Here is a 26,960-nt window from a genome sequence, read left to right as displayed (position 1 = left end):
GTCACAACAACATAAGGTTCGAGTATGGCATCTCCCAAAGTTCTTGCGATCGTCCTTGCCGGTGGCGAGGGGAAACGACTCATGCCACTGACCAAGCACCGGGCAAAGCCGGCCGTGCCGTTTGGTGGCATTTACCGCCTCGTTGACTTCGCGTTATCGAACCTCGCGAACTCTCACTATTTGCACATCGTTGTGCTCACTCAGTACAAGTCCCATTCACTTGACCGTCATATTTCTAAGACATGGCGCATGTCTCCTTTGCTGGGGAACTTTGTTGCCCCTGTTCCAGCCCAGCAGCGGGTGGGTAAACGCTGGTATTTGGGGTCTGCAGACGCGATCTACCAGTGTTTGAACATCATTGAAGATGAACGCCCTGACATTGTTGTGGTGGTTGGTGCTGACCACGTGTACCGCATGGATTTTTCTCAGATGGTTGACGCGCATGTTGCGTCCGGAGCTGAGATGACTGTGGCGGGTATCCGGCAGCCTATTGCGATGGCATCAGAGTTTGGGGTGATTGACATTGACCCTGAGCACCCTGACCGGATCCGGGATTTCTTGGAGAAACCGTCCGACCCGGTGGGGTTGCCTGACTCTCCGGGTGAGATTCTTGCATCCATGGGCAACTACGTCATTAACGCTGACGCTCTTGCTGATGCTGTGGCGTTCGATGCGGACAACGAGGACTCCAAACATGACATGGGTGGGGACATTGTGCCGTATTTTGTGAAGCGTGGTACGGCCGGGTTTTACGATTTCATCCACAACGATGTTCCAGGTTCCACGGACCGTGACCGCGATTATTGGCGGGATGTGGGGACGATTGATTCGTTTTTTGATGCGAACATGGACCTCATTTCGGTGAACCCGGTGTTCAACTTGTATAACTCTGAGTGGCCGCTGTTTACCGGGTACACCGGGCTTCCCCCGGCAAAGTTTGTCCATGCGGGCCCTGGCCGTTTGGGGCACGCCGCTGATTCGATTGTGTCCCCGGGTGTTGTTATTTCTGGGGCCACGGTGGTGGGTTCTGTGCTCTCACCTGGTGTGCGCTTGCACTCGTGGTCGTCGGTGTCGGATTCGGTGCTCATGGACGACGTCATTGTGCACCGGCATGCTCAGGTTCATCGAGCAATTTTGGATAAGAACGTGACGGTGAACGAACGGGCTCGTATTGGTCTTGATGCCGAGGAGGACCGCCGCCGTGGGTTTACTGTGACCGAGTCGGGTATCACTGTTGTTCCCAAAGGAACTACCGTGGACTAGATAGTGATCCTGGCTCTCTGTGCGTTGTGTGCCCACGTGACATCGCCGTCGCGTGGGCACACTTTTTTATGTCAACAGTTGTTCGCCCAGGAATTGTCCTTCACGGACTCCTGGGGGGATGTAGTACACGGCTGAACCCACCGGTATGGTCCATTCGTTGAGGGCATCGAGTTCTGCGAGCCGGTTTTGGATGGGAAGGTATTGGTTGGGGATGGAGCGTTGAAAGGATCCAAAAAGTAACCCTGTCGTGTGGGGGTTGTCTGGGGTGGGTGGATCATTGAAGTTGTAGGCACGCCGGTAGATGCGCACTGTGGGATCAGGATGATGGGCTCTGCGGATGTGCGCGTAGGGGGCGATCACCGGAAAGCCGAGGTCATTTCGCGCCTCAAAATCCGGGGGGTCGTGTTCGGCGGTTCCGGTGAGTGGGGCGCCATCACTCATTCGGCGCCCTAACGCGTCTTCTCGGCCAGGTCGGTCCACTTCATCCCAGGTGTCCAGTGTCATCGCGATTCGGCGTAGCACGAAGGTGGTTGCCCCGACATGACGGTCCCCATCACTATCGCGGAGCCACACGTGTTCGTCGCTTGCTTGGGTGTGTGCGGTGTGTGTGCCATCGACCTGTCCCATGAGGTTACGCATCGTGGTTCCCTGCGGATGGGTTCCCCGTGCATAGCTGAACCCATGTTGTGTCCAGGCTCGCTGGGCAAAAGACCGGATTTGCCGGGTGTGCACCCTGGCTGCGTGGGCGACGCTGGTGGGGTCATCACCTTGGATAAGCAGAAGCAAGTCAGTTTGTCCGTATGCGGGATCGAGCCTGTCGATGCGATACGACGGCAACTGCGCCAGGTGGGGTGGACGCAGATGCGGGATACCGGCTCTGTCGAAGAATTCTGGACCGAACCCCACAGTGACGGTGAGGCGGGCGGGGGTGTGTGCGAGTTCAGGTTCTGTGTCAGCAAGTGCCCCCTTCCCTTGGGTGAGAAGTGCTGCATCGTGGGTGAGGATCCGTAGCGTGCGCACCACATCAGTTGCGGTGGCATGTGGGTGGAACGTGAACCCAAGATAGCTGGCATGCGCCTGGATTGCGCTGGTGATCCCAGCTTGGTGTGGTCCGTAAAAGGGTTCTCTTACGTGACCAAAAAACACATCATCGGTGGGTTCATCGGAGGTAGAGCTGGCGGTGGTGGCCCCCTGGGAATGGTGAAGAATTCCGCCCAGGGAGCCACCAGCGACCGCTGTTCCACCAATGACCGCGGCTGAAGTGAGCCATTGTCTGCGAGTCAGGTGTGGTTCGCGGTCACTTGTCATGGCCACTCATGTCGGTTTCTTGGTGTTCGTACGTTTCTTGGGCGCCATCAACCTCGCGGATCGGGGCGTTGATGGTGGTGGAGGAACCGTCGTTGAACGTGAGGGTGACATCAAGGGTGTCTCCAGCGATGAGGTCGTTGGTTAGCCCCATGAGCATGAGGTGGCGCCCACCTGGTTCAAGGATCATCGTGTCACCTGGTGCGATGGTGAACCCACCATCTACTTCGACCATGGTGGTTGATCCGTCGTCTGCCGCGACGGTGTCGTGTAACTCCATCATGGTGGCACTGTCGCTGTGTGCACTGGTCAGGGTCAACGCGGTGTCGCCGGTATTGGTGAGGGACAAAAACAGACCGGTCATTGTTCCTTGGGTTCCGGCTTTCACCCAGGCGGACTCAATGGTGAGGAGATCTGATGCACTGTGAGTGCTTGTTTCCTGTGTGAGTGAGGTTGTGGGTGGCGCGGTTTCTGATGCGGTACACCCACCCAAAAGCAGGGCTGCACCAAGGGCAGCGATGGTGAGTGTGGGGCGAACTGGTGTGTGGGCATGGGAAAAGAGGGGAAACGGCATGACACTTCCTTGACAACTGGGAGATTGACACCATCACCGCGTTAGGTGCGTGCGATGGCAATGACCAGGTGTGTCAGTTGTGGTGGACCGCGTCGGTGATGGTGGCGCGAGTGACGCCTACCAGCGTTTCCTGTGTGAGCGCTTGTCGTGATTTTCACGGTGGCAGCGTGCGGCAATGGCGCTAACCGTATGATCCACACGAGCGCAGTCAATAGGGATGCGAGGAGCGCGCCCAATGGGGTCAGCGCCCGATTAATGTCAGCCAGGACCCATACCGTGATCATTGCTGCCGCGCTGTGTGTCACGACCATGAATGGGGAACTATGGTCACCACTGTGGATGTCCTGCAGGGGTGGAAGCGGCACGGTGATGGCCCCATCATGGGCATGATGGCCATAACTCATTCCCACAGGAACCACCTGGCCGAGGTGTCCGCCCAGTTCACTGGTGTGAACCGGTGCAGGTGGCATCAGGGAGAACACTGCGTGGGCTGCCCACTGGGTCATCACTGCCGCGAGCGCGGTGACGCACTGTGCCACCCAGGCAGTGGAAACAAACGGTGACACCCGTGTCACGATGGTGATGAGAAAAGCAACGATGACTGCGACGATCACGGCGGCACTCACATGGAGTGCTCCCCCACCCAAGACGTGCGCCCCTGCAGCCAACGCCACAAGCAAAGCACTTGTCACGCCGATGCGTAGCGTGCCATTGGCGTTGCTCTGATGGGTGGTCACGGCACCATCATGGCACGATTACTTGGGTCTTTCGACCTACTTGGGGTGGTTGTCGATCACATCAAGTGCCGAGATCAGGGAACCCGAGATCGCGTAGGGCGCTTGTTCAACAACAATAGGTTTCGCGTTGTAGGCGATGCCAATTCCAGCGGCATGGATCATGTCAAGGTCGTTGGCCCCATCACCAATAGCTACCGTGTCATCCATGGGGATACCCAGCTCGGCCGCAAACTCGCGCAGAGATGTTTCTTTGTAGGCGCGGTCCACAATGGTGCCAGTGGTGCGTCCCGTCAACCGATTTGCCACCACGTCCAGATGGTTAGCCCGGAACCTGGTAATGCCTACCTCGTGGGCAAGGTGGCGCACGATTTCCGTGAACCCTCCTGACACAAGTGCGACTTCCCACCCACGGCGCTGGCATTCAGCGATGAACTCGCGGGCACCTGGACTAAACGTGACCGCATCACGCACCTTGGCAAGATCGTCCACGTGCACCCCAGCAAGCGTGTCTACCCGTGCAGCCAGTGATGCCGCAAAATCCAGTTCGCCGCGCATCGCGCGTTCTGTGATGTTGGCTACCAGCTCATAGGTCCCTGCGTGCTGAGCGATCAGCTCGATGACTTCTTGTTCAATGAGTGTGGAGTCGACATCCATGACGACAAGGCGGGTGGTGGTCATGTCATTCTCCGAATGCAGCGTCGAGTAAGTCGTCCTCGCTTGGGCGGGGTGGTCGGGCGTCAAGGCTCGCCATGATGACAGCCGCGATAAGCAAGGCGACACCGATAATACCGAGCGGATTAGCGAACCCGATGAGCAGTCCACGTGCTGGTTCTTGTGTGCCAACGATGATGTGGGTGAGGTGACCATCTACGCGTTCAGGCAGGAACAAACCAAGTAAGAACAGGCACACCCACGATCCGACGAGCGTACCCCACACACCAGAACGAAGAGGTGTGTGCTGTCGTCTTGCACGTGCTTGCGCACGGGCGAGCAGGAGATGCCCTACAAGGATGGGGAGGCCAACCGCGCCCAGATAGGTGACAGCGTGACTTCCAGGAAGCCCCCACAAAGCCCGAGCTCCGGCGACCCACGCAGTCATCGCAATGCCCACTGCAAGAACAAGAAACGGGTTGATACGCATGATCTTAGTGCTCGGGCCGGATCACCTGGGTAAGGGTCACTCCACGTGCTTCCCACTGACCAAAAGGCTGGTCTGATTCCAAGACACATAACGTTGCGGTCGGGATACCCAAACGAACCTGGGCATAGGCATCCTGGCTCGATCCGTCACCAGCAAGTTGTTCAGCAACCGCAGACATCGTCGGCTCATGACCCACAACCAGCACCGTGCTGCCGTGGGTTGTGGCGACAAGCTTGAGAACATCGTCCACCCCAGCAACATACAGGTCATCGTGGAAGCTCACCTTCGCGGGTGCATGGTCGAACCCACCGGCAAGAATCTCCCACGTTTGTTTCGTGCGCACAGCTGAGGACACCAACACTGCATCAGGGATGAGGTTGTGGGTGACCAGCACCTCAGCGACCGCTCGCGCCTGTTTGCGTCCACGAAGCGCCAGCGGGCGCATGTGGTCTGTTACTGCACCTGCTGGTTCTGCTTTCGCGTGCCGCAGCAAAAGAAGTCGCTGAGTGCTGTGCGTCAAAGTCAACCTACTGTCCCATCGCGTGGACTCCACCGTCTACATGAACGATCTCGCCAGTTGTTGCCGGGAACCAGTCTGACAGCAATGCTGCCACCGCGCGTGCGGTTGGTTCCGGGTTCGACTGGTCCCACCCAAGCGGCGCTCGGTTGGGCCAGTTCCCTTCCATCTGTTCAAAGCCCGGAATGGACTTTGCAGCAGTGGTGCGGATCGGTCCTGCTGATACGAGGTTAACCCGAATCCCCTGCGGACCAAGGTCACGCGCAAGATACCGAGCGGTCGATTCGAAGGCTGCTTTCGCCACCCCCATCCAGTCATACACCGGCCACGCGAACTTCGCGTCGAACGTCAATCCCACCACAGAACCACCAGTGGACATGAGGGGTTGAGTGGCAACGGCCAGGGATTTCAACGAAAAAGCTGAGATTTCCAGAGCCGTCGCAACGTCTGCCCATTCCCCCGAGAGGAAGTTGCCACCCATGACGGACTGGGGGGCAAACCCAATGGAATGGACAACACCATCAAGCCCATCAACGTGTTCAAGAACACGGTCTTTCAGCGTGTCGAGGTCCTCGCGATTCGTCACATCCAGGGTGAGGACTGGGGCAGGTTCAGGCAGACGCTTCGCGATAGCTTGCGTGAGCTTCATCTGTCGTCCAAAGGACGTGAGGATGACGGTTGCGCCTTGCTCTTGCGCAAGACGGGCAACGTGAAACGCGATCGAGTGCTGTGTTAACACCCCGGTGATGAGGATTTTTTTACCGGCCAGAAGTGACATAGTGAGCCTTTCAGTGGGTGGGGTACGCTGCAGGAACGTCAGGTTTTTAGTGACCCATTCCCAGTCCGCCATCCACGGGGATGACGGCACCAGAAATGTATCCGGCCTGCTCGGAAGCGAGGAATTGGACGGCAGCTGCAACCTCATGGGGCTCTGCGAACCGACCGGCAGGAATGGAGGACTTGTAGGTCTTTTGAGTTGCTTCAGGCAGAGCTTGGGTCATGTCCGTGTTAATGAACCCTGGTGCGACAACGTTGGCAGTGATTGAGCGTGAGCCTAGTTCGCGGGTAATGGACCGTGCCATACCCACCAGCCCTGCTTTGGACGCCGAATAGTTTACTTGGCCAGGTCCGCCGTATAGGCCAACGACGGATGAGATGAAGATGATGCGGCCATTGCGCGCTTTGATCATGCCTTTTGATGCGCGACGTGCACACCGGAACGCACCAGTGAGGTTGACGTCCACAACCTGGTCGAACTCTTCATCACTCATGCGCATGAGTAGCTGGTCACGGGTGATCCCCGCGTTGGCGACCAAAACTGTGACTGGCCCTAAGTCTGCTTCGATGCGGGTAAACGCGGCGTCAATGTCGGTAGTGGAGGTGACGTCTCCCACATATCCGTGGACTCCATGTGGCAGGTCTCCGCTGCGGTAGATTGTGGCCACGGTGTCTCCTTGGGCCACAAATGCTTCGGCGATGGCTCGCCCGATTCCGCGGTTCGCCCCAGTCACTAGGACAACTCGTGTGGTGGTCTCGCTCACGTGCGCTCCTTCGTCGTTGCTGTGGTCTGTAGGTAATCTATAGAAGAGGGCCTGCCCGCAGTGCCAACGAAACGCCCGCCATGTCCTGGTGAAGTTCGTAGGGATCCTACAAAATTGTCAGGGAGCGTAGAATAGTGTGGGTGCACAGGCGTTCTGCTGCTCCCTCGATTACCAGCGCCCCCACGTCCCTTGCCCAGGACCAGGGGCGTCGCATTCGTGTGTACTCCATTCAGATGGGCATTCGGTTTGCCTGTTTCATCGGCGCGTATTTTGCCTCGGGTGCACTTCAGTGGGTACTTATTGGTGCGGCAATTTTCCTTCCATATATCGCCGTGGTGGGATCAAACATGGGGCGTTTGACAACTCATACTATGGACAATCCGATGCAGTGGCACCAGCTTGATGCGCCTGTTGTCCAGTCAGGTGATGAGGACGAGAACACTCCACCTTCCAAGGAGAGTCATGACTGACGTGCTAGGAATCGCAGATCCTGTCGACGAGTTGATCTGCTCTGGGAAAGGGTGTCGGGCAGTTGCCGTGTGGGGACTGTTGTGGAATAACCCCAAAATTCACACCCCCGAACGCCGCAAGGTGTGGTTGTCGTGCCAAGACCACCGCGACCATTTGGAGCGCTTTTTGGGGGCCCGCAATTTCTTGCGTGACACAGTTCCGGTTTCTGAGCTTGACCGTGTGATCCCAGGGGATCCTGCGTGAGGTCCCAACCGCGTTCTTTTCTCCAGTGGTTGGGGATTGCTTTGGCTGTCGCTGTCGTGGTGATTTTGTGTCTTTCGTTGGGACGCTGGCAGTGGAGTCGTCATGTCAATAAGGACGCACGCATTGACACAATTGCGGTGAACTACTCAGCTGATCCGGTTGCTTTGAGTGAAGTGGTTCCCTCCCCTAGCGACGCGATCTCCGACTCCCAGGTGTGGACACCAGTATCTGTGCGTGGTACCTACGTACCACAGGCAACAGCGTTATTGCGAAACCGCCCTATCGCTTCAACACCTTCCGTGCACGTGTTAGTTCCGTTGGAAACGGAAGACGGTGCTGTCCTTCTTGTCAACCGTGGTTGGGTTCCCTATGACGTTGACGTCACCCGCCCATCGACGATCCCAGCTCCTCCCACAGGTCTTGTGACAGTGACCGTGCATCTTCGCCACAGTGAGGCACGCGTGGGGCGTGACGCACCTGATGGCCAAGTGCAGTCCATTACGGTGACCGATGCGCTGGTTGCGGGGGCCACGTATGGCGGGTTGGAGCAGTGGCCCACGATGCCGGTGTACGAACATGTCTATGGATCACTGATCGAAGAAGACCCTGCCCCAACCACCGCAATGCGGGCATTGCCCGAACCTGACACGGACCCCGGGTCACATTTGTCCTACGCACTGCAGTGGTGGGTCTTTGCTATTGGTGCCGGCGCTGGTTTCTTTGTGCTCGTCGTGCGGGAACACCGTTCACGCCGTGCACCAGTATCGTCAGAATATAACCCTTTTGCCGCATTGAACGCCCAAGAGGGGACCTCCAGGACTGGCAAGCAACACGGTGCGGGGCAACGAAAGACGCGACACATAAAGGACGTCGATGCGGACTACGAGGATTCTTTGTTTGTTGATTGAGGTCGACGGGCTTGTCGCGTCACGCAAGAGCGACGAGGTCGCGGTAGGAGTCGTTCCACAAGTCTTCGTCACCGTCGGGTAGGAGTAATACTCGGTCTGGCGACAGCGCATCGACGGCCCCTTCATCGTGAGTCACCATAATGACTGCCCCCTCATAGGTAGCAAGCGCCCCCAGGATCTCTGCCCGAGACGCCGGATCAAGGTTGTTTGTGGGTTCGTCAAGGAGTAGCACATTTGCTGAGGACACCACGAGGGTCGCCAGAGCAAGCCGTGTCTTTTCACCACCAGAAAGCACGCGGGTGGGTTTATCTGCGTCGTCACCGGAGAACAGGAATGATCCAAGTACTGACCGTACTTGTGTATCGGTGAGGTCAGGAGCGGCGTGGCGCAGATTCTCAACAACTGTCAGATCAAGATCAAGAGTGTCATGTTCTTGGGCGTAGTAACCCAATTTGAGACCATGGCCTGCTTCAACAGTGCCTGATGTGGGTTCTTCAACCCCCGCGAGCACTCGGAGCAGTGTTGTTTTTCCCGCACCGTTGAACCCAAGAATCACCACTCGGGATCCCCTGTCGATTGCGAGGTCAACACCGGTAAAAACTTCTAACGACCCATAGCTTTTTGACAGCGCAGAACCGGTGAGCGGTACTCGCCCGCAGGGCGCGGGGGTTGGAAACCGCAATTTCGCGACCTTGTCCGCTGCCCGCTGTTCATCAAGTCCTTCCATCATCCGCTCAGCACGTTTCAACATGTTCTGCGCAGCAACCGCCTTTGTGGCTTTCGCGCGCATCTTCTCTGCCTGTGCAACGAGTGCTGACGCTTTCTTTTCTGCGTTTGCACGCTCCCGGCGGCGGCGGCGTTCATCATCTTGCCGTTGTTGCAGGTAGGCGTCCCACCCCATGTTGTACTGATCAAGAACGCCACGGTTGGCGTCAAGGTGATAAACCTTGTTCACAATGGCGCGCATGAATTCGTTGTCGTGGGAGATCACGATGAGACCGCCCTCGTAGGTGCGCAAATAGTCGCGCAGCCAGATAATCGAGTCAGCGTCAAGGTGGTTGGTGGGCTCATCAAGCAACAGCGTTTCACCACCAGAGAACAAAATGCGGGCAAGTTCCACCCGTCTGCGTTGACCACCGGACAACTCCCCCAGCCCATGGTTCAAGAGCGTGTTGTCCAACCCCAAGTTCGCCGCAATGCGTAGTGCTTCGCTCTGCGCGGCATAACCACCCGCCGCAAGAAAGCGTGCTTCCACTTTCGGATAGCGATCCAGTGCTTTAGCCATCACCTTCGGATCAGATGACGCCATTTGCTCTTCTATTTTCGCCATCAACGCAGCAAGATTATGCAAGTCACGGATGGAAAGAATGTGGTCTTTCGCGCTTGTTGTGGGGTCAGACGGACGCGGGTCTTGTGGAAGGTATCCAATCACCCCACTGCGGGACACTGACCCATCTGTGGCTTGTCCTTCCCCGGCAAGCACCCGGGTGAGGGTTGTTTTGCCCGCGCCGTTACGCCCCACTAACCCGATTCTGTCGCCGGGGCCGACCCGAAAACTTGTGGGTTGTAACAGGGTTCGTGCCCCGATCCGAAGCTCCACACCAGTGGCAGTAATCACGCACAGTCCTTTGTTGGTTTTCTCCAAACAGTGCCCTGCAACCTCATGCCAGACACAAACGTGTTTGATTCTACCGGTCCACTACTGTCAGGGCTGTTGTATTTCTTCACGTCACACCATCACCATGGTGGTGTTGCGTCACATCGTTGAGGGGGAAAACTTGTCCACACAATCAGTAGCGGCTCCTGCATCGCCGCGTACCCGCCGTTCACCACGTGCCCGCATCTCACGTGACGTTGCGTTAGTCGCAACGTTCGCAGCCATCATCGTCGGTTGTGCTTTAGCACCAGCAATCGCTATCGCAGGTGTCCCTGCCCCCATCACACTGCAAACCTTTGGAGTTATGCTCTCAGGTCTTGTCTTAGGCGCCCGCCGCGGTAGCGCTGCTGTAGTGGTGTACCTCGCCTTAGGTGCCGCCGGATTACCGGTCTTCTCCGGTGGGAACTCGGGGCTTGCCCCATTTGTGGGACCCACTGCGGGCTACCTTCTTGCCTTCCCCCTCGCAGCGTTCGCTATCGGGTGGGCTACCCGGCGACTCCTAGCAACCCGGGCAATCGTTGAACGTGCTGCCCCTGACACCGCCCGCCGTCTTCGTGTGTTCCACACGGCAACCACTATTGCCGTGTGCTTACTCATCTCTTTACTCACGATTCACACGCTCGGAATTGTGGGGATGCACCTGCGCGTACCAATGCCTTTCCTCGACGCCTTAACTGCTGACCTCATTTTCATTCCTGGCGACATCATCAAAACCACAGCTGCAGTCCTTGTCTCCTTAGCTGTGTTGCGCGCATTCCCCGTGTTACGGGACTTACGCTAACGTCACCCCATGGCGACCATTTCTTTCACTGATGTCAGTGTGGAGGCGCAAGGACGGACACTTCTTGCGCCCACCACGCTGAGTATCACAGAACAACGTGTGGCCGTTGTTGGAGCTAATGGGAGCGGAAAGTCAACGTTCTTGCGGCTTGTCAACGGGCTCGTTGGACCCACTTATGGCGCGGTCACAGTTGATGGTGATGACACCATCGATCACGCCAGCAAGGTGCGGGCACAGGTGGCGTTCACGTTCCCTGACCCGCACACACAAATTCTTGCACCCACTGTGGGCGAAGACCTTGAGTTGTCATTGCGGATCGCGCGCCGCCGCAAGCGGCACGATGATGTGTCATCGCAGGTTCCAGCCCACGCACAGACACTTCTTGACCAGTGGGGTCTTGGATTGAGTCCGCATCAAGCTGTTGCGTCATTGTCTAGTGGGCAAGCACAACTTGTCGCTCTCATGTCAGTGCTCGCTACTGGTCCGCGAGTGGTGGTGTGTGATGAGCCAACCACCCGACTGGATGCCCGGTGGCGTCGACGCGTCATCGACCTTCTCGCCACGGTGGATCAACAGGTGATCTTCGCAACCCATGACCTTGACCATGCACGGAGCACTGATCGTGTCATCGTGATCGATCATGGTCATGTCATTGCAGACGGCTCACCCGATGAAGCACTGGCCGCATATGACCTGGTGCTCTCGCAACCATGGCCTGATCAATGACCACACCACGCCGAGTTCCCCGCCATCAACGACTTGATGCTGCGCCTGTACTTGTGGGCACCTACAGCCCCGGAACCAGTGTCATTCATCGTCTCCCCGCAGGAGCCAAAATCTTCGTGGTGATTGGGTTCAGTCTGGTCGTGGGTTGTGTACGTACGGTTCCCATTGCCATCGGCGCGCTGGTTGTGGCCATCATCTTGTGGGCCAGTGCCGCACTGTCCTGGCGGACGCTCATGGGTTTATGGCCACTTGTGTTCGTTGTTGGTCCCATGGCCGGGTATCACGTGTGGCGAGGCAACCCAATGTTGGCGTTCATGATGCCTGCTGGTTTGATCGGTGTTGTCATGGTGGCAACTGTCGTGTCACGCACCACCAGCACAACCGACATCACTGACCTGGTGACCCGCGCATCGGCACGCGTCATTGGAGTTCGCGCCGCCACAATCGTCGCACTGACCATCTCATTGACACTTCGGATGATCCCTGTGCTGTTGGAGCTCATTGCACAAACCCGCAGTGCAGTGACAGCACGCGGCGCTACCCCAACACCTTCTCGGGTATTCCTCCCTGTCGTGTTGCGGGCAACAAAGTTCGCGCTCGACACTGCAGACGCACTTGATGCTCGTGGTGCACTAGATGAGGACGACCCATCACCGATGTGCCGGTGACGGTATTCTGTCGGCATGACATTCCAAGAAGGCGGGAACTTCGACTCCTCTCGTGTGCAGCGGCGTTCAGGTGGAAAAGCTGCGATCGGTGGCGGTGTCGGCGTCATCGCGCTGGTGTTGCTGTCGCAGTTGTTTGGAGTTGACCTCACTCAGTTCGCGTCGTTGCTCGACACCACAAGCACAGGCACTCAGTCGCAATCCAGTGACCTCACAGGGTGTGACACGGCGGATCGAGCCAACGCGGATGATGAATGCCGTTACGGGTGGACCATGGAGTCGTTGGATGCATATTGGGCTGACACGCTAGACACCCAAACAGGGGTGGCCTACACCATGCCTAGGGCGGTCAGTTTTTCTGGTTCTGTGTCCACCGGTTGTGGATCTGCGACCTCTGCGGTCGGTCCTTTTTACTGTCCTGCTGACGAAACTGTCTACATAGATGTGTCCTTTTACGAGGTGTTGCGCACTGATTTTGGTACGACAGGCGGCCCTTTAGCGCAGATGTACATCACCGCTCATGAGGTGGGACACCATATTGAGCACATCACCGGGGTGTTGGGGGACGCAGATCGTGGTGGTTCTGGTGCGGATTCGGACTCTGTGCGGGTCGAACTGATGGCGGACTGCCTTGCAGGCATGTGGGCGGGTGCCGCTGCAACGACTCCGGACCCAGATACTGGTCGCCCTTTTCTCGAACCGATCACCGATGCGCAACTACGTGACGCTCTTGATGCTGCCGCCGCTGTTGGTGATGACCGCATTCAAGAAGCGTCAGGTAGTTCAGTGGACCCCCACCAGTTCACGCATGGCAGTGCGACCCAACGCCAAAGGTGGTTTACCCGCGGCTACGAACGCGGGTCCTTTGACGCCTGTAATACGTTTGAGGTCGCTGATCTCGACCTCGGTGCTGACGGGTGATGTGCCCTCACTGACGGGCCGGTGAAGCGCTCACCCACGCACCAACCCCCAGTGTGAGGCACAGCGGCCGGTAAATTTTCTTGTCAGCGTCAAGGAACGCGCGGCTGGGTTCTGGGAGGCCAAGGAGTTGCGTGGAGGTTCGCCCGCCAATGATTGCGCGGGCAAGGAGGGTGGCAGCCACTCCACGGTGGGCAAGGCGCACAAGCGTGGTTCGTGGTTGCACTGCCACAAGAAGCGCACCTGTTCCTGCGAGCGCTGTCACAGTCCAGCATGCGTTGGCACCAGGGAATTCGGGTGACCCGACTACGGTGTCTGCGAGTTCTTCGCGGGTGGCAAAGGGAAATGCGGAGCCTGTTGCCCAGGCGGCATGCAGTGCTGCGATTCCTGTGAGTGTGGTTGTGGTGATGACGCGTGCGAGTAGTCTCATGGTGGCAGCCTACTGACGTGTGGTGGTGGTGTCACGTGCTGGGATGATGTAGGTGTGCCCAACAGGTTGTCCCCCACCGAGGACGGCAGGGGTGTGGGCGAGGGTCAGCTGCGGGTCGTGTGCACCCAGTTCACCAAGGAGGTGGAGGGCAGCTGTGACGCGCCCTCTGTTCGTGCCGTCTGCGATTTTGAGTGCGGCAACACGTGAGTCTGGGAAAACCGCAATGTGAATTCCTTCTGCACCGTCTTTTGTAACAAGCCCTGGGAAGGCGACCATCATGTCTGTGACGTCGCGTCCTGGACCTGCCACAAGGGTGGGGTGAGTGGTCATGGCCGTAATGATGTTCGCAGCTGGTGACCGTGAGTCTGTGTGTGCTTTGGTCGCCAGAGTTGTGAAGGCGTGTGCGAGTGCGCGCAGGGTCATAGCGAACAGCGGGGCCCCGCATCCGTCGACCGATGTGATGGTGATCGGTTCACCTGTGAATGATTCGATTGTGGTGCGGATGTGCTGTTGGAGAGGATGTGTGGGGTCAAGGTAGCTGTCGAGGTCCCACCTGTTGTGAACGCATGTGGCAAGCATGGCTGCGTGCTTGCCGGAGCAATTTTGGGCCAGAGAGGTGGGGGTGGCGCTGGCACGTATTGCCTCGGTGCGTTCGTTCTGCCCAAGCGGTAGGTCTGGGGTGTTACGAAGCGCATCAATTGTGAGGTGGGCGTCGCGCAAAGTTGAGGTGACCACGTCACAGTGGCGGCTTGTTCCCGAATGGCTGGCACACGCTAAGGCGACCTGTTCGAGGGTCCCGTCCCAGCCGGCAGTCAGGAGGGCGAACGCTTGGAGGGGTTTAAGCGCAGAACGCGGGTAGATGAGCGCGTCAGGGTCTCCAGCGCTGGTGATCGTTTCTCCCGTGGAGTCGAGTGCGATCCAAGAACCATAGTGAACACTTTCCACTAGACCGGAGCGCACGAGAGCGACCAAGGGTTCATGGGCTTGGTGAGACAGCGGGTGGACGGGGTTAGGCTGGGGAGGTTGAGTCACATCGTTAGTATCTCAGGTGGGGTGCCAGCGCAGGCAACCAGAGCATCGCAGATCATAAAGAGCGGGAGTCACCATGGCGCGGCGGATTGCAACAAATACAGCGGTTGACCGTGAAGGGTTGTTGGAGTTTCTTCGCAGTGAGAAACGTGCAGTGCTCACGACCTACCGCAAAGATGGCGGGTTACAGATGTCCCCAGTCGTGTATGGGGTTGATGACCGTGGGCGGGTTCTTGTGTCCACGTACCCGAGCCGCGCAAAGGCGGCAAATATTCGCCGCCGCCCGCAGGTGTCCTTGTGTATTTTGGGCGCTGATTTTGATGATGCGTGGGTGCAAATCAATGGACTCGCTACCGTCATCGATCTTCCTGACTCGGTTGAGGTGCTGGTGGAGTACTTCCGGGCGGTTGGCGGCGAGCACCCGAACTGGCAGGAATACCGTGAGGCGATGGTCACCCAGGGGAAGTCAGTGATCGTCGTGGAGATCGAGTCGTGGGGGCCTATCGCGACAGGTGGGTTTCCGGCGACTCTTGCGCAGGAATAACCATCTTGGGCCGGAGGTTCGCTAGTCGTTCTGGGCTCAGAACCAGGGCAAGCTCCTCTGGTGTCATGAGTTGGCGCTCCACGACAATGTCAGCGACACCGCGTCCGCTAGCGAGTGCTTCGGCTGCAACTGAGGTTGCTGTGGCGTAACCAAGATGGGGGTTAAGGGCAGTGGCCAGGCCAATAGAGTGCTCGACAGTGCGTTGCAGGGCGTCGCGGTCAGTGGTGATCCCGGAAACGCACCGGTCTGCGAGGGTTCGACATGCTTGGGACAAATGCCGCACCCCAGAGTCCAGTTTGTGGAAGATCAACGGTTCAAACGCGTTGAGTTGCAACTGTCCTGCTTCTGCAGCGATCGATATGGCGACGTCATTTCCGACAACTTCATAGGCAACTTGGTTGACCACTTCGGGGATCACCGGATTCACTTTGCCGGGCATGATTGACGAACCTGCTTGAACAGGTGGCAGGTGGATTTCCCCCAGTCCTGCCCGGGGCCCTGATGACAGTAACCTCAGATCGTTGCAGATCTTGGAGAGTTTCACCGCAACCCTCTTCAAGGTTCCTGATACCTGCACAAAGGACCCAACGTCTTGTGTTGCTTCCACGAGGTCTTCGGCTGTGGTGGTGGGAAACCCTGTGATGTCGCTGAGGTGTCGTGCTACAAGTTCTGCGTAGCCTTCTGGCGCATTGATCCCTGTTCCAATGGCTGTGGCGCCGAGGTTAATTTCTGTGAGAAGTTCTGCTGCCTCACCAAGTCGCGCCCGGTCTTCGCCAAGCATGATGGCAAAGGCGCCAAATTCTTGCCCGAGCGTCATGGGGACCGCGTCTTGAAGTTGAGTGCGCCCCATTTTGAGCACGTCGTGAAACTCATCTGCCTTGGAGCGAAACGACTCTTCCAAGTGGTGCATCGATTCTTGCAGTTCTCGTAACGAATACAGCAACGCCACTTTCAAGGATGTGGGGTATGCGTCGTTTGTTGACTGTGACAGGTTTACGTGGTCGTTGGGGTGCACGCGACCATAGGTTCCACGTGGTTCCCCCAACCGTTCCAACGCAATATTCGCGATGACTTCGTTGGCGTTCATATTGGTTGATGTCCCTGCCCCACCTTGAATGACATCAACAACAAACTGGTCGTGGTGGTGACCCGCCATCACTGTCTCACATGCCTCAGTGATGGCTTGAGCCACCTCGTTAGGCAAGATGCCTAAGTGAGCATTCGTGTGAGCACACGCCATCTTCACGGCAGCGAGCGCACGAATAAGGTTGGGGTGGCTGGAAATCGGGATCCCGGTGATCGGGAAGTTCGTCACGGCACGCAGCGTTTGGATCCCCCAATACACATCGCTGGGGATGTGTTCAGTTCCGATGAGATCCTTCTCGATGCGCGTCGCAGTCATGGCGTCTCCTTGTAGGTGGCGTTCCTGGTCAGCGCGGTTGGGCGCCTGGACACTAGGGTACGTGGCATCGTCCAGTTGTGCTTGGTGGTAGGTGGGAAAGAACCGTTCAGTTCATCCACACTTTCTTCACGCTACCGTTTGGTGGCGTTGTACCGCAGGCATAGGATCACACTATGAATAAACAAAGCGCAATATTTGTTGATGCCGGATTCTTACACTCAGTGGGTGCTCAACGAACAGCGGCAACGAGTTACCGTCATGCTGTGAAACTACAGTATTCCACCCTGATTCGCGGGATTACGCATACTACCCGTGCGCATAGTGGTGTGGAGAATCTTCGTACCTACTGGTATGACGCCTCCAGAGACGGCCTACTCACTGACGAGCACAAACGCATCGCTATGATCCCTGGCGTGAAAGTTCGTCTTGGGCGAGTCAATTACTACGGGGAGCAAAAAGGCGTTGATTTACGGCTCGCCTTAGACTTAGTGGGTTTAGCTCGAACTGGTGCGGCTTCTGTCGCCTATTTGATTTCTGGGGATGACGACCTCACTGAAGCAGTTGAGGAAGCACAAAGTTTGGGAATGCGGGTTGTTCTTTTAGGAATAGATGATAAATCCTCTCGAATCGGTTTGGCTTCTGTGGCTGATAACTTGGCGTTTGCAGTTGATGCGATTGAGCGGCTCTCTGATGATCTGCTTGCTACTGCCTTTACGAAAACTGTGGGGGTGACTTCGAGCGCTGCTGAAGCCGGGGAACCTGGCGTCATGTCACGAGGAAAAGACCACGCCCAGGTAGAGAACAGCACGGGGGAAGCTGGCGGAACGACTCATACCGCGTTGCTGAATGCGGAGCACGACACTGCGCGGGCCGGGGTTCGCGCCGTCGGGCACGAAGAAGAACACACGGCAGTCAAACCGTCAGGTGGCCCACCTTCACCTGCACTGTTGGCCGCGCGTTTGGCTGCCCCTGTTCCCGCGCATAAACGTCCACAGCCAGCAGGAGGGGCAACACCTGATGTCGTGACGACTCATTCCCCTGCAACAATCGTGTATTCCTCATCCACAACCGGTGAAGGAGATGGAGACAACGCTCACCACCATTCACTGCTGATCACCGCAGAGGAAGTGGGCGCGAAAGTGGCCCGCAACTGGTACGCAAACACCACACAAGGCGAGCTTGCTGAAGTGTTTGGTGACCGCCCGCAGCTACCAGCCTTTATTGACGCCGTTCTTCTCAAGGACTGTGCCGCGGCCATTGGGGTGGAGGACACCAACCTCCAATCTGTGCGTCGCACCTTGCGTGGGTCTTTCTGGGACGAAATCGACCGCATTCACTGACCCCTTCTTCACACCGGTGGGCCCCACAACACCTTGATGCTGTGGAGCCCACCCGCACGAAAGTCGCTGAACTGTGTTCAGCAGCACACCGTCAGTTGTTGCCGACCGTCACAGTGACGTCAATGTTGCCGCGTGTAGCGTTGGAGTAGGGGCACACCTGGTGAGCTTCCTCAGCTATTTCTTGCGCCACCTCTTTGTCCACACCAGGCAATGACACCTCGAGTTCTACAGCGAGCCCAAACCCTCCACCGTCAGTTGCCCCAATGGACACCCGACCAGCAACTGAGGACCCATCAACTGACACCTTGCGCTGGCGCGCAACGAGTTGCAGAGCCGAATGAAAGCACGCCGCGAACCCTGCCGCGAAGAGTTGTTCTGGGTTAGCCCCGTTACCTGACCCACCCATTGATGTGGGCACCGCCAAGTCAAACGCGAGATCTGTGCCTGCAACAGCAACGTGTCCATCACGGCCGCCGCCCGTGGCGAGCGCTTCTGTTGTGTAGAGAACATTCATCGTGGTCATCCTTCAGTTGATGGAACATCGGTTGTGGTTGGCTGCGCTCGCACCGCTGACCGCAGAGCGTGTAATGCAGTGACAAGGTCGTGCGCATCGTGTTCTGAGAGTTTCATGGCCTCAGCAACACAGGTGAAGATGTCAGCCAATTCGTTGCGTAAGCCACTGGCATACTCAGTCAACGCAACATGAACGGACCGCTGATTGTCTGCGTGACGTTCGCGAACAAGCAGTCCGTCACGTTCCATACGCTTTAACAAACCGGAGACTGTACTGCGATCCAGGTGCAGCGCCTGGGCAAGTTCACTCGGGGTGACACTCCCCTGTTCCCACAGAACGACCAGCACTAACAGTTGCTGATAGGTCAGACCCCAGGGTGCAAGAAGGTCCCGGTACAACTGCAACGTCGCCTGGAGCGACGAATACAAGGAGAAACATACCGCTGAGTCCAACGGTGGCCGTTTCCCGATGCGAGGGTCCGGGTTTGGCGGTGTCGAGCGTTCAACCATGTCAATAGATTGGCATACAAACTATTTGCATGCAAACTTACGTGGCGCCGTGTGCCGTGTGCCACACGGGAAACGTGTAGCTCCTTCACCGCCAACATCATGCGCGTCCACAGGAGAGGATTCCCCATCACCGCTGATCGTGACTGTGAGTTCTCATGGAACCCATGCGCCAAAAAAGAATCCCCGCCACCCTCACCAGCATCGCTCTCTTTGCCACCCTCGGACTAACTGCCTGCACAACAAACACTGACCCCACACCCCCACCCCCCTCAACCACAACGACACCTGACACAACACCAGAACCCCAACCCGAACCCACAGAAACACCAACCTCTGACCCCACAGCGCCAAGCGGCCCACCAGAAAAACCAGCCGCCATGGCGAACAACGACGAAGAAGGAGCCCTCGCCGCTGCCGAATACTTCCTTGATGCAAGCGCCTACGCATTACTCATGGGAGACGAACGCCTGATGAAAGAATTTGCGGCAGCACACTGCACCTTTTGCGATACACTTCTCAACGAAATAGAGGTTGACAAACAAAATGGTCGAACAAGAACATTGGTGAACTTCTCAATTACTGGAGAAACAAAAGTGACAGACAGAGATAATGCCTGGATTATAGAAGCACCTGTAACATTCCAAGGAGCCCATCAAGAGAGCGATGGAAAAAACATCAGTGGAAAACCCCAAACTTGGGATGGAACACTTTTCCTCTTCAACAAAAACGGAAATTGGAGCTTCGACAATCTAACACTCTCTAATGAACAATAGCCATTCCACCATAACACGCACCGTTCGCAGCTAATAGCAACACTATTACCCCAAAACACGCCGATTTAAAGGGCATGATGAGTCACCGAAATAATCGCACCATGGTTGCAGCGATCACTGTTCTGGCAGTGTTTTCGTTGCTTTCCTGTTCTTCAGAAACCCCAGCCACCCCCGCATCTAGCACACCTTCCATCGCAACGGAAACACCCGCAGATTCTTCCCTAAATCCCACAGAAACACCAACCTCAGACCCCACAGTGCCAAGCGGCCCACCAGAAAAACCAGCCGCCATGGCGAACAACAACGAAGAAGGAGCCCTCGCCGCTGCCGAATACTTCCTTGATGCAAGCGCCTACGCGGTGCTCATGGGAGACGAAATCTTGATGGAAGATTTTTCGACAGATACTTGCATTTTCTGCTCGAACGTCGTCGAGTCAATAAAGAATGACAGAAAAACGCAGGTGAAGCGCCTAACTATGTCATTTACTTTCAATGAACAACCAAGCATTGAACATAAGCATGGGATATGGGTCATTGAAGGAACAATCACCCTTAAAGGCTCACACGAACAACACGGGAAAAAAATTATTGGCGAAACCGAGACCGCAGACGTGCAAATCTACGTTTATTACAAAAATGGAGGGTGGAAATTTGAGAGACTATTTTTTCAAAATTAGCTTTTTGATCGATGTAAAACTTGTCTCACTGTCAACATTCTTGACTGCCACTCTACTATCTACAGGTTTTTACTGACGTTTTATGACCCCGCATGCAGCAAGGCTACGATCCCACAAAAGCCTCAGGGATGTAGCCGTGTGGCTACATCCCTGAGGCTTTTTGTTCGTCTGTGTCTCGTTACACGTTGAAACCAAGAGCACGCAGTTGTTCACGCCCATCTGGGGTGATGCACTCTGGGCCCCATGGTGGCATCCATACCCAGTTGATGCGGAAGGCCTCAGCGAGCCCTTCAAGCGCTTGAGCGGACTGGTCTTCGATGACATCGGTCAATGGGCAGGCAGCAGACGTCAGCGTCATGTCAATGACCACTGTTCCGTCGGGTTCAATGACCACACCGTAAATAAGCCCAAGGTCAACAATGTTGATGCCCAACTCGGGGTCAATCACATCGCGAAGGGCTTCTTCGATGTCTGCCACACTGACTGGTGCACTTGTGTCACTGGTCATGGCGTCTCCTTGGATGGTTGTGAACAGTGGTTGATGCCCTGTTCGTGTGCTTCTGCGCTCGCTCCGGTCGATGCGAGGGTGTCTTTGAGTGCCGACCACCCCAACAACGCACACTTAATACGAGCAGGGAATTTGGATACCCCGGTGAACGCATTAGCGTCACCGAGGAGGTCTTCTTTGTCTTCAGCTGAGGCGTCGTCCACCGGGAACCCCTTACCTCGCGTGTCCATGAGTTCACGAAACACCTCAGCAACATGTTCGACGTCGGCGACCCGCTGCCCCTGGACAAGTTGCACAAGGACAGAGATCGACGCTTGAGAGATAGAGCACCCTTGCCCGTCCCAGGTCACAGACTGGACGGTTCGTTCACCCCCGTCGCCACTGAAGTGGACACGCATCGTGACTTCATCACCACAGGTAGGGTTCACTTGGTGGGACAACCCGCTGAGCGCGGTTGGGTCGGCATCAGCGAGACCTTTACCGTGCGGGTTTTTGTAATGGTCAAGGATGACCTGCTGGTAGAGCTGTTCCATCGAGTTACTCAATGGTTGAACCTTCCGTGTGTGCGACAGTGGTGTGCCCAAAGTGCGTGCGGTGTCAGTGCGTTGATACTCCGAAGAACGCTTGAACGGTTGCCAATGATTCCACGAATGTGGTGATCTCATCGGTTGTCGTGTAAATGGAAGCCGATGCGCGCGATGTTGATGCGATACCAAACCGTCGGTGTAGTGGTTGCGCACAGTGGTGACCGACCCGCACGGCGATTCCCGCATCGTCAAGGATTTGTCCGACATCGTGGGCATGGACACCGTCGACGGTGAATGACACCACTGCGAGGCGGTTGTGTGTGTCGGTGGGGCCGATTACGGTCACCCCAGGGACCTCAGATACCGTCAGCAGTTGGCGAGCAAGTTCTTGTTCGTGGGCGTATACCCGGTCCATCCCAATTTCATGGAGGTATTGTGCGGCAGCCCCCAGTGCAACAGCCTGCGCAACGGGTTGAGTACCAGCTTCGAAACGTTGTGGTGGCGGCATGAAAGTGGTGTCAGTCATGGTAACGACTTCCACCATGGATCCACCAAAAAGAACAGGTGGGAGCGCTTCGAGAAGCTCTCGACGCCCGTACAGCATGCCAACCCCGGTTGGGCCTAGCATTTTGTGTCCTGAGAATGCTGCGAAGTCCACACCAAGTTCATGGAAGTTCACGGGCAGGTGTGGCACCGACTGGCATGCGTCAAGAACAGTTAACGCCCCCACTTCGCGGGCTCGTGCAACGAACGCGGCAACGTCAGTGATGGCACCGGTGACGTTTGATGCGTGAGTGAACGCAAGGATTTTTGTGCGTTCAGTGACGACAGTCGCTAGTTCTTCGGTGCGCAGCCGGCCGTTGTCGTCCACGGAAATCCAGTGGAGGGTTGCTCCGGTCCGGTGGGCAAGTTCTTGCCATGGGATGAGGTTCGCGTGATGTTCGGTTTCGGTGACCACAATGGTGTCCCCGGGCTGGATTGCGAACCGTTGGGCTGCCGCTCCCCCGCGTCCTAGGGTTGCGTTCTGGATTCCGTACGCAACAATGTTGATCGCCGTGGTGGCACCGGAGGTCCAGATCAGTTCGTCAGTGTCTGCGCCCACGAACTGTGCAATGTGGGCACGGGCGCCTTCAAACGCGTCCGTTGCTTCTTCCGCAACATGGTGTGCGCCGCGGTGCACAGCAGCGTTACGGTGCAGATAGAAGTCTTGTTCGGTGTCAAGCACTGGGTCAGGTTTTTGTGAGGTCGCCGCAGAGTCCAAGTACACCAGCGGTTTCCCATCGCGCACAGTGCGGGTGAGTAGCGGGAAATCTGCGCGAATCGCACTGAGTTCTGCTGGCGTGAACGAACGTGGTGTTGTGGTGTCCACGGGGCCTCCTTCGTTGTGCGCGGCGCATGCCGCGGCACCTGATTGCCGATGCCCACCCCACAGTTGTTGCGGCTGCGGTGGGCATCGGCACCGGTTGTGTAGAACTTACGCGGTTGCTGCGCTGAGGAAGCGGTCGTAACCTTCTGCTTCGAGGCGTTCGGCGAGCTCTGGGCCACCTTCTTCTGCGACACGTCCGTTGACGAACACGTGCACAAAATCAGGTTTGATGTAACGCAAGATGCGGGTGTAGTGCGTGATGAGCAGGAACCCGGCGCCGGTTGTTTCTTTTGCCCGGTTCACGCCTTCAGAGACCACACGTAACGCGTCGACGTCCAAACCAGAGTCTGTCTCGTCAAGAATCGCGATTTTTGGTTTGAGGAGCTCAAGTTGGAGGATCTCGTGACGTTTCTTTTCACCACCGGAGAACCCTTCGTTCACTGAGCGTTCCGCGAACGATTTGTCCATGCGGAGGTTGTCCATGGCACCGTTGACTTCTTTGACCCAGTGACGCAGTGCTGGTGCTTGTCCGTCGATCGCTGTTTTTGCGGTGCGGAGGAAGTTCGCCACGGAAACACCGGGAACCTCAACGGGGTACTGCATGGCGAGGAACAGGCCCGCACGGGCACGCTCATCAACGGACATTTCCAGGACGTTTTCACCGTCAAGGTAAACCTCACCACTGGTGATGTCGTACTTCGGGTGCCCGGCAATAGAGTAGGCAAGGGTGGATTTCCCTGACCCGTTGGGGCCCATGATGGCGTGGGTTTCACCAGAGTTAATGGTGAGGTCAACCCCACGAAGAATGGGCTTTGGTCCTTCTTTTGTTTCGACGCTGACGTGCAGGTCTTTGATTTCCAACGTTGACATGACTGGTTCTCCTAGTTCACAGGCTTGGGGGCGTCCACGTCCACAAGGACGTCGTCGCCGGTAACGCTCACGGGGTAGACAGGGACTGGGCGTGATGCGGGCAATTGGCAGGGCATCCCGGTTCGCAGGTCAAACTGCGACCCGTGGAGCCAGCATTCAATGAGGCACCCTTCAACTTCACCATCCGATAGTGGGACGGCACCGTGGGAGCACTCGTCAAAAATGGCGTGCAGTGTGCCGTCGTCGTCGCACACGACAGCGACAGCAACTTCTTGCCCGGAGGCTGTATCAAGTTCGACGCGTAGCGCTGTGCCGGGAGGCACGTCTGATACTTTGCACGCCACTTGTGCACTCATGCTGAGGCTCCGGTGATCACGCTCATTGATTTGTCGAGTTCTTCGTCGATTTTGGCGATCAGTCGTTCTTCAACGTCTGCGACCCCAATGTCTTGGATGAGCTCTGCGAAGAACCCACGCACAACAAGGCGGCGAGCATCCGCTTCTGGGATGCCACGTGCTTGGAGGTAGAACAACTGTTCATCGTCAAAGCGTCCGGTGGCACTAGCGTGTCCCGCCCCTTCGATCTCCCCTGTCTCAATCTCAAGGTTCGGCACTGAGTCGGCGCGCGCCCCATCAGTAAGAACCAGGTTCCGGTTGAGTTCGTAGGTGTCAGTGCCTTCCGCATTGGCACGGATGAGGACGTCACCCACCCACACTGCGTGTGCCCCGTCACCTTGTAAAGCCCCCTTGTAGGTGACTCGAGACTTGCAGCGTGGCACTGCGTGGTCCACGAAGAGGCGGTGTTCTTGGTGTTGCTCTGCATCTGCGAAGTACAGACCAACCATGTCCACTTCACCGCCTTCTGCGGTGAACACTGCGTCAGGTGTCACTCTGACCACGTCGCCACCAAAGGTGACAACGACGTGTTTCACTCGGGCGTTCCGTCCCAGGGTGATGCGTTGCGCTGACGCGTGGACGGCTCCTTCGTTCCAGTCTTGGACGGACACAACAGTGACCTGGGAGTCGTCTTCAGCCACGATCTCTACTGTTTCGGTCAGGAGCGCATCGCCTGTGTGGTCTAGGACAACGACAGATTCTGACAGTGGCAACGCGTGGATGAGTACGTGGGCTGCACCTGTTTCGTCTGCTTTCCCGCTCACAGCGATGTGCGTCGCTGCTTCGGCGACTACCTCACGTGGGATGGTGACAACAGTTGCGTTAGTCCATGCGTTCCATGCCGTCACAGCGGTCCGGTCACCGGGGGTTCCAGCTTTGCCGAGACGCGCATCGTCACGCCCGACGGTTTCAACGGTCACGTGTGGGGCTGCATCGACGGTGACGGTGACCCCGTTGCCGAGGGTGTCACTGAACAGTGGTTGCAGGCGAGCGACCGGGGAGAACCGCCACTCTTCTTCACGTCCCAGGGGAACAGGGATGTCGGTGAGGGAGAATGAGGTAAGCCGGTCAGCTCGTGATCCTTGGACACCGCCTGCTAAGCCGTGGCTGTGTGCCCCGTCAGCTGTGGCTTGGGAATGGTCCGTTGTCAGACCTTCGGTGTTGTCAACTGTGCTGGTCATCAGCCAACAGATCCTTCCATTTGAAGTTCAATGAGGCGGTTCAGTTCAAGCGCGTACTCCATGGGCAGTTCACGTGCGATAGGTTCCACGAACCCTCGTACGATCATGGCCATTGCCTCGGTTTCTTCCATGCCGCGAGACATGAGGTAGAACAGTTGGTCTTCGCTGACGCGTGACACGGTCGCTTCGTGTCCCATAGTGACGTCGTCTTCACGCACGTCCACGTAGGGGTATGTGTCGGACCGGGAAATTTGGTCAACAAGCAGTGCGTCACACAGTACGTTTGAGGCCGAGTGTTCTGCACCTTCGAGCACTTGGACTAGCCCTCGGTAGGAGGTTCGTCCACCCCCACGGGCTACTGATTTGGACACAATGGATGATGAGGTGCGTGGGGCTGCGTGCACCATTTTTGCGCCGGCGTCTTGGTGTTGGCCTTCACCAGCGAACGCAATGGAGAGAGTTTCACCTCGTGCATGCTCACCCATGAGATAGATTGCCGGGTATTTCATGGTCACTTTAGACCCGATGTTTCCGTCGACCCATTCCATGGTGGCACCTTCAGCAGCTGTTGCCCGCTTGGTGACAAGGTTGTACACGTTGTTCGACCAGTTTTGGATGGTTGTGTACCGCACACGTGCGTTCTTTTTGACAATGATTTCCACGACCGCTGAGTGCAGGGAATCAGTCTTATAAATAGGCGCGGTGCAGCCCTCAACGTAGTGCACATAGGAGCCCTCGTCCGCAATGATGAGGGTGCGTTCGAACTGGCCCATGTTCTCGGTGTTGATACGGAAGTAGGCCTGAAGTGGGATTTCTACGTGCACTCCTGGAGGTACGTACACAAAGGATCCACCGGACCATACTGCGGTGTTCAATGCAGCGAATTTGTTGTCCCCGGCGGGGATCACTGATCCGAAGTACTGTTCAAAGACTTCTGGGTACTCACGCAACCCCGTGTCGGTGTCAACAAAGATGACACCTTGTTCTTCAAGGTCTTCACGGATTTGGTGGTAGACGACCTCTGATTCGTACTGCGCTGCTACACCGGCAACGAGGCGTTGCTTTTCCGCTTCGGGGATTCCGAGACGGTCATAGGTGTTTTTGATTTCTTCGGGAAGTTCGTCCCACGTTGTTGCTTGTTTTTCGGTGGAACGGACAAAGTACTTGATGTTGTCAAAGTCGATCCCGGAGAGATCTGAACCCCAGTTCGGCATCGGTTTCTTGTCAAAGAGTCGCAGCGCCTTCAACCGCTGCTTCAGCATCCATTCGGGTTCATTTTTCATACCGGAGATGCGGCGCACGACGTCTTCACTGAGGCCACGCTGGGCGTTTTGCCCGGCGAGGTCTGCGTCGTGCCAGCCGTATTCGTATGAGCCGATCGACGCGATGATGTCGTCGTCGCTCATGGGCGCGGTAGCATTCGGTTCCTGCGTGGGGGCGCTCATTAG

33 protein-coding genes are annotated in these 26,960 nt (G+C 56.9%); 12 read left to right on the top strand and 21 right to left on the bottom strand.

What is annotated here, in order from left to right:
• The first annotated feature begins 24 nt into the window (after nt 1-24).
• Entirely contained in the window at nt 25-1,263 is a 1,239-nt protein-coding gene (gene glgC, locus JDEN_RS05895) for a glucose-1-phosphate adenylyltransferase (protein ID WP_015771456.1), read from the top strand.
• Between the two features lie 66 nt (nt 1,264-1,329).
• Here the strand turns inward: glgC and JDEN_RS05890 are convergent, their stop codons facing one another.
• From JDEN_RS05890 to fabG, 8 genes are read right to left on the bottom strand one after another with little or no spacing between them, the layout of a single operon-like run.
• Nucleotides 1,330-2,571: a Dyp-type peroxidase gene (locus JDEN_RS05890; protein ID WP_015771455.1), complete on the bottom strand. Its 1,242-nt coding sequence runs from the start codon at nt 2,569-2,571 to the stop codon at nt 1,330-1,332.
• Nucleotides 2,561-3,142, bottom strand: a complete 582-nt coding sequence (locus JDEN_RS05885; RefSeq protein WP_015771454.1) for a copper chaperone PCu(A)C — start codon at nt 3,140-3,142, stop codon at nt 2,561-2,563. Before JDEN_RS05885 ends, JDEN_RS05890 begins: the two co-directional genes overlap by 11 nt.
• Nucleotides 3,143-3,183: 41 nt before the next feature.
• A complete protein-coding gene (locus JDEN_RS05880; protein ID WP_015771453.1) occupies nt 3,184-3,879 on the bottom strand; it encodes a hypothetical protein in 696 nt (231 codons plus the stop codon).
• A gap of 36 nt (nt 3,880-3,915) precedes the next feature.
• Entirely contained in the window at nt 3,916-4,557 is a 642-nt protein-coding gene (serB, locus tag JDEN_RS05875) for a phosphoserine phosphatase SerB (RefSeq protein WP_015771452.1), read from the bottom strand.
• Nucleotide 4,558: 1 nt separating this feature from the next.
• Complete coding sequence (locus JDEN_RS05870) at nt 4,559-5,020, bottom strand: hypothetical protein (RefSeq protein WP_015771451.1); 462 nt, start codon at nt 5,018-5,020, stop codon at nt 4,559-4,561.
• Between the two features lie 4 nt (nt 5,021-5,024).
• On the bottom strand, nt 5,025-5,540 hold the full coding sequence (locus JDEN_RS05865) for a SixA phosphatase family protein (RefSeq protein ID WP_015771450.1): 516 nt from the start codon (nt 5,538-5,540) through the stop codon (nt 5,025-5,027).
• Nucleotides 5,541-5,547: 7 nt separating this feature from the next.
• A complete protein-coding gene (gene fabI / locus JDEN_RS05860; RefSeq protein WP_015771449.1) occupies nt 5,548-6,315 on the bottom strand; it encodes an enoyl-ACP reductase FabI in 768 nt (255 codons plus the stop codon).
• Between the two features lie 46 nt (nt 6,316-6,361).
• A complete protein-coding gene (fabG, locus tag JDEN_RS05855) occupies nt 6,362-7,078 on the bottom strand; it encodes a beta-ketoacyl-ACP reductase (protein WP_015771448.1) in 717 nt (238 codons plus the stop codon).
• Nucleotides 7,079-7,218: 140 nt separating this feature from the next.
• Between fabG and JDEN_RS12975 the strand changes: the two genes are divergently transcribed.
• The 3 genes from JDEN_RS12975 to JDEN_RS05840 are packed head-to-tail and all read left to right on the top strand — an operon-like array spanning nt 7,219 to nt 8,700.
• A complete protein-coding gene (locus JDEN_RS12975; RefSeq protein WP_169304100.1) occupies nt 7,219-7,548 on the top strand; it encodes a DUF3099 domain-containing protein in 330 nt (109 codons plus the stop codon).
• The gene (locus JDEN_RS05845; RefSeq protein WP_015771446.1) at nt 7,541-7,792 is read left to right on the top strand and encodes a hypothetical protein; all 252 of its coding nucleotides are present in this window, start codon (nt 7,541-7,543) and stop codon (nt 7,790-7,792) included. The genes JDEN_RS12975 and JDEN_RS05845 overlap by 8 nt, the downstream gene beginning before the upstream one ends.
• Complete coding sequence (locus tag JDEN_RS05840; RefSeq protein ID WP_015771445.1) at nt 7,789-8,700, top strand: SURF1 family cytochrome oxidase biogenesis protein; 912 nt, start codon at nt 7,789-7,791, stop codon at nt 8,698-8,700. The genes JDEN_RS05845 and JDEN_RS05840 overlap by 4 nt, the downstream gene beginning before the upstream one ends.
• Before the next feature lie 19 nt (nt 8,701-8,719).
• On the opposite strand, the gene JDEN_RS05835 is transcribed toward JDEN_RS05840, so the two are convergent.
• Nucleotides 8,720-10,318, bottom strand: a complete 1,599-nt coding sequence (locus JDEN_RS05835; protein WP_015771444.1) for an ABC-F family ATP-binding cassette domain-containing protein — start codon at nt 10,316-10,318, stop codon at nt 8,720-8,722.
• A gap of 124 nt (nt 10,319-10,442) precedes the next feature.
• On the opposite strand from JDEN_RS05835, the gene JDEN_RS05830 reads away from it, so the two are divergent.
• From JDEN_RS05830 to ypfJ, 4 genes are read left to right on the top strand one after another with little or no spacing between them, the layout of a single operon-like run.
• Entirely contained in the window at nt 10,443-11,138 is a 696-nt protein-coding gene (locus tag JDEN_RS05830) for a biotin transporter BioY (RefSeq protein WP_015771443.1), read from the top strand.
• 9 nt (nt 11,139-11,147) lie between these two features.
• Nucleotides 11,148-11,864, top strand: coding sequence for an energy-coupling factor ABC transporter ATP-binding protein (locus tag JDEN_RS05825; RefSeq protein WP_015771442.1), 717 nt, complete (start codon nt 11,148-11,150; stop codon nt 11,862-11,864).
• Complete coding sequence (locus tag JDEN_RS05820; protein WP_015771441.1) at nt 11,861-12,532, top strand: energy-coupling factor transporter transmembrane component T family protein; 672 nt, start codon at nt 11,861-11,863, stop codon at nt 12,530-12,532. Before JDEN_RS05825 ends, JDEN_RS05820 begins: the two co-directional genes overlap by 4 nt.
• A gap of 15 nt (nt 12,533-12,547) precedes the next feature.
• A complete protein-coding gene (gene ypfJ / locus JDEN_RS05815) occupies nt 12,548-13,450 on the top strand; it encodes a KPN_02809 family neutral zinc metallopeptidase (protein WP_015771440.1) in 903 nt (300 codons plus the stop codon).
• Between the two features lie 7 nt (nt 13,451-13,457).
• Here ypfJ and JDEN_RS05810 read toward each other — a convergent pair whose 3' ends face one another.
• Complete coding sequence (locus JDEN_RS05810) at nt 13,458-13,877, bottom strand: DUF3995 domain-containing protein (RefSeq protein ID WP_015771439.1); 420 nt, start codon at nt 13,875-13,877, stop codon at nt 13,458-13,460.
• A 9-nt stretch (nt 13,878-13,886) separates the two neighbouring features.
• Nucleotides 13,887-14,909, bottom strand: a complete 1,023-nt coding sequence (locus tag JDEN_RS05805; RefSeq protein ID WP_015771438.1) for an asparaginase — start codon at nt 14,907-14,909, stop codon at nt 13,887-13,889.
• Nucleotides 14,910-14,982: 73 nt separating this feature from the next.
• Between JDEN_RS05805 and JDEN_RS05800 the strand changes: the two genes are divergently transcribed.
• A complete protein-coding gene (locus tag JDEN_RS05800; RefSeq protein ID WP_015771437.1) occupies nt 14,983-15,450 on the top strand; it encodes a PPOX class F420-dependent oxidoreductase in 468 nt (155 codons plus the stop codon).
• Here JDEN_RS05800 and JDEN_RS05795 read toward each other — a convergent pair.
• Nucleotides 15,407-16,852, bottom strand: a complete 1,446-nt coding sequence (locus JDEN_RS05795) for an aspartate ammonia-lyase (RefSeq protein WP_015771436.1) — start codon at nt 16,850-16,852, stop codon at nt 15,407-15,409. The genes JDEN_RS05800 and JDEN_RS05795 overlap by 44 nt on opposite strands.
• A gap of 173 nt (nt 16,853-17,025) precedes the next feature.
• Between JDEN_RS05795 and JDEN_RS05790 the strand changes: the two genes are divergently transcribed.
• Nucleotides 17,026-18,192, top strand: coding sequence for an NYN domain-containing protein (locus JDEN_RS05790; RefSeq protein WP_015771435.1), 1,167 nt, complete (start codon nt 17,026-17,028; stop codon nt 18,190-18,192).
• 91 nt (nt 18,193-18,283) lie between these two features.
• Here the strand turns inward: JDEN_RS05790 and JDEN_RS05785 are convergent, their stop codons facing one another.
• Both JDEN_RS05785 and JDEN_RS05780 read right to left on the bottom strand, forming a co-directional pair.
• A complete protein-coding gene (locus tag JDEN_RS05785) occupies nt 18,284-18,706 on the bottom strand; it encodes an organic hydroperoxide resistance protein (protein ID WP_015771434.1) in 423 nt (140 codons plus the stop codon).
• A 5-nt stretch (nt 18,707-18,711) separates the two neighbouring features.
• Nucleotides 18,712-19,215: a MarR family winged helix-turn-helix transcriptional regulator gene (locus JDEN_RS05780; protein ID WP_015771433.1), complete on the bottom strand. Its 504-nt coding sequence runs from the start codon at nt 19,213-19,215 to the stop codon at nt 18,712-18,714.
• 155 nt (nt 19,216-19,370) lie between these two features.
• Between JDEN_RS05780 and JDEN_RS13635 the strand changes: the two genes are divergently transcribed.
• Complete coding sequence (locus tag JDEN_RS13635; RefSeq protein WP_015771432.1) at nt 19,371-19,988, top strand: DUF6318 family protein; 618 nt, start codon at nt 19,371-19,373, stop codon at nt 19,986-19,988.
• 101 nt (nt 19,989-20,089) lie between these two features.
• Nucleotides 20,090-20,665, top strand: a complete 576-nt coding sequence (locus tag JDEN_RS05765) for a DUF6318 family protein (protein ID WP_143713254.1) — start codon at nt 20,090-20,092, stop codon at nt 20,663-20,665.
• Between the two features lie 178 nt (nt 20,666-20,843).
• Here JDEN_RS05765 and JDEN_RS05760 read toward each other — a convergent pair whose 3' ends face one another.
• From JDEN_RS05760 to sufB, 7 genes are all read right to left on the bottom strand, one after another.
• A complete protein-coding gene (locus JDEN_RS05760) occupies nt 20,844-21,173 on the bottom strand; it encodes a metal-sulfur cluster assembly factor (RefSeq protein ID WP_015771430.1) in 330 nt (109 codons plus the stop codon).
• Nucleotides 21,170-21,706, bottom strand: a complete 537-nt coding sequence (gene sufU / locus JDEN_RS05755) for a Fe-S cluster assembly sulfur transfer protein SufU (protein WP_015771429.1) — start codon at nt 21,704-21,706, stop codon at nt 21,170-21,172. The genes JDEN_RS05760 and sufU overlap by 4 nt, the downstream gene beginning before the upstream one ends.
• Before the next feature lie 64 nt (nt 21,707-21,770).
• A complete protein-coding gene (locus tag JDEN_RS05750; protein WP_015771428.1) occupies nt 21,771-23,069 on the bottom strand; it encodes an aminotransferase class V-fold PLP-dependent enzyme in 1,299 nt (432 codons plus the stop codon).
• Nucleotides 23,070-23,174: 105 nt separating this feature from the next.
• Complete coding sequence (gene sufC, locus JDEN_RS05745; protein ID WP_015771427.1) at nt 23,175-23,936, bottom strand: Fe-S cluster assembly ATPase SufC; 762 nt, start codon at nt 23,934-23,936, stop codon at nt 23,175-23,177.
• A gap of 11 nt (nt 23,937-23,947) precedes the next feature.
• Nucleotides 23,948-24,292 carry a non-heme iron oxygenase ferredoxin subunit gene (locus JDEN_RS05740; RefSeq protein WP_015771426.1) on the bottom strand — a complete coding sequence of 115 codons (345 nt, stop codon included), beginning with the start codon at nt 24,290-24,292 and terminating at the stop codon, nt 23,948-23,950.
• A complete protein-coding gene (gene sufD, locus JDEN_RS05735; RefSeq protein ID WP_015771425.1) occupies nt 24,289-25,512 on the bottom strand; it encodes a Fe-S cluster assembly protein SufD in 1,224 nt (407 codons plus the stop codon). Before sufD ends, JDEN_RS05740 begins: the two co-directional genes overlap by 4 nt.
• On the bottom strand, nt 25,512-26,957 hold the full coding sequence (sufB, locus tag JDEN_RS05730; protein WP_015771424.1) for a Fe-S cluster assembly protein SufB: 1,446 nt from the start codon (nt 26,955-26,957) through the stop codon (nt 25,512-25,514). Before sufB ends, sufD begins: the two co-directional genes overlap by 1 nt.
• Between the last annotated feature and the right edge of the window lie 3 nt (nt 26,958-26,960).

The sequence above is a fragment of the Jonesia denitrificans DSM 20603 genome, assembly GCF_000024065.1.
Lineage (GTDB): Bacteria > Actinomycetota > Actinomycetes > Actinomycetales > Cellulomonadaceae > Jonesia > Jonesia denitrificans.
The sequence above is the reverse complement of the archived record's forward strand: the minus strand, read 5'-3'. Positions and strand labels throughout refer to the sequence as shown.

Coding starts and splice junctions, on each gene's coding strand:
- sufB (WP_015771424.1), bottom strand. CDS start 26,957: ATGAGCGCCCCCACGCAGGAACCGAATGCTACCGCGCCCATGAGCGAC.
- JDEN_RS05780 (WP_015771433.1), bottom strand. CDS start 19,215: ATGGTTGAACGCTCGACACCGCCAAACCCGGACCCTCGCATCGGGAAA.
- JDEN_RS05810 (WP_015771439.1), bottom strand. CDS start 13,877: ATGAGACTACTCGCACGCGTCATCACCACAACCACACTCACAGGAATC.
- JDEN_RS05830 (WP_015771443.1), top strand. CDS start 10,443: ATGGTGGTGTTGCGTCACATCGTTGAGGGGGAAAACTTGTCCACACAA.
- JDEN_RS05740 (WP_015771426.1), bottom strand. CDS start 24,292: ATGAGTGCACAAGTGGCGTGCAAAGTATCAGACGTGCCTCCCGGCACA.
- JDEN_RS05790 (WP_015771435.1), top strand. CDS start 17,026: ATGAATAAACAAAGCGCAATATTTGTTGATGCCGGATTCTTACACTCA.
- JDEN_RS05825 (WP_015771442.1), top strand. CDS start 11,148: ATGGCGACCATTTCTTTCACTGATGTCAGTGTGGAGGCGCAAGGACGG.
- sufD (WP_015771425.1), bottom strand. CDS start 25,512: ATGACCAGCACAGTTGACAACACCGAAGGTCTGACAACGGACCATTCC.
- JDEN_RS05890 (WP_015771455.1), bottom strand. CDS start 2,571: ATGACAAGTGACCGCGAACCACACCTGACTCGCAGACAATGGCTCACT.
- JDEN_RS05785 (WP_015771434.1), bottom strand. CDS start 18,706: ATGAATGTTCTCTACACAACAGAAGCGCTCGCCACGGGCGGCGGCCGT.
- JDEN_RS05885 (WP_015771454.1), bottom strand. CDS start 3,142: ATGCCGTTTCCCCTCTTTTCCCATGCCCACACACCAGTTCGCCCCACA.
- JDEN_RS05845 (WP_015771446.1), top strand. CDS start 7,541: ATGACTGACGTGCTAGGAATCGCAGATCCTGTCGACGAGTTGATCTGC.
- sufU (WP_015771429.1), bottom strand. CDS start 21,706: ATGGAACAGCTCTACCAGCAGGTCATCCTTGACCATTACAAAAACCCG.
- JDEN_RS05870 (WP_015771451.1), bottom strand. CDS start 5,020: ATGCGTATCAACCCGTTTCTTGTTCTTGCAGTGGGCATTGCGATGACT.
- JDEN_RS05760 (WP_015771430.1), bottom strand. CDS start 21,173: ATGACCAGTGACACAAGTGCACCAGTCAGTGTGGCAGACATCGAAGAA.
- JDEN_RS05765 (WP_143713254.1), top strand. CDS start 20,090: ATGGTTGCAGCGATCACTGTTCTGGCAGTGTTTTCGTTGCTTTCCTGT.
- sufC (WP_015771427.1), bottom strand. CDS start 23,936: ATGTCAACGTTGGAAATCAAAGACCTGCACGTCAGCGTCGAAACAAAA.
- JDEN_RS13635 (WP_015771432.1), top strand. CDS start 19,371: ATGGAACCCATGCGCCAAAAAAGAATCCCCGCCACCCTCACCAGCATC.
- fabI (WP_015771449.1), bottom strand. CDS start 6,315: ATGTCACTTCTGGCCGGTAAAAAAATCCTCATCACCGGGGTGTTAACA.
- JDEN_RS05795 (WP_015771436.1), bottom strand. CDS start 16,852: ATGACTGCGACGCGCATCGAGAAGGATCTCATCGGAACTGAACACATC.
- glgC (WP_015771456.1), top strand. CDS start 25: ATGGCATCTCCCAAAGTTCTTGCGATCGTCCTTGCCGGTGGCGAGGGG.
- JDEN_RS05800 (WP_015771437.1), top strand. CDS start 14,983: ATGGCGCGGCGGATTGCAACAAATACAGCGGTTGACCGTGAAGGGTTG.
- JDEN_RS05820 (WP_015771441.1), top strand. CDS start 11,861: ATGACCACACCACGCCGAGTTCCCCGCCATCAACGACTTGATGCTGCG.
- serB (WP_015771452.1), bottom strand. CDS start 4,557: ATGACCACCACCCGCCTTGTCGTCATGGATGTCGACTCCACACTCATT.
- ypfJ (WP_015771440.1), top strand. CDS start 12,548: ATGACATTCCAAGAAGGCGGGAACTTCGACTCCTCTCGTGTGCAGCGG.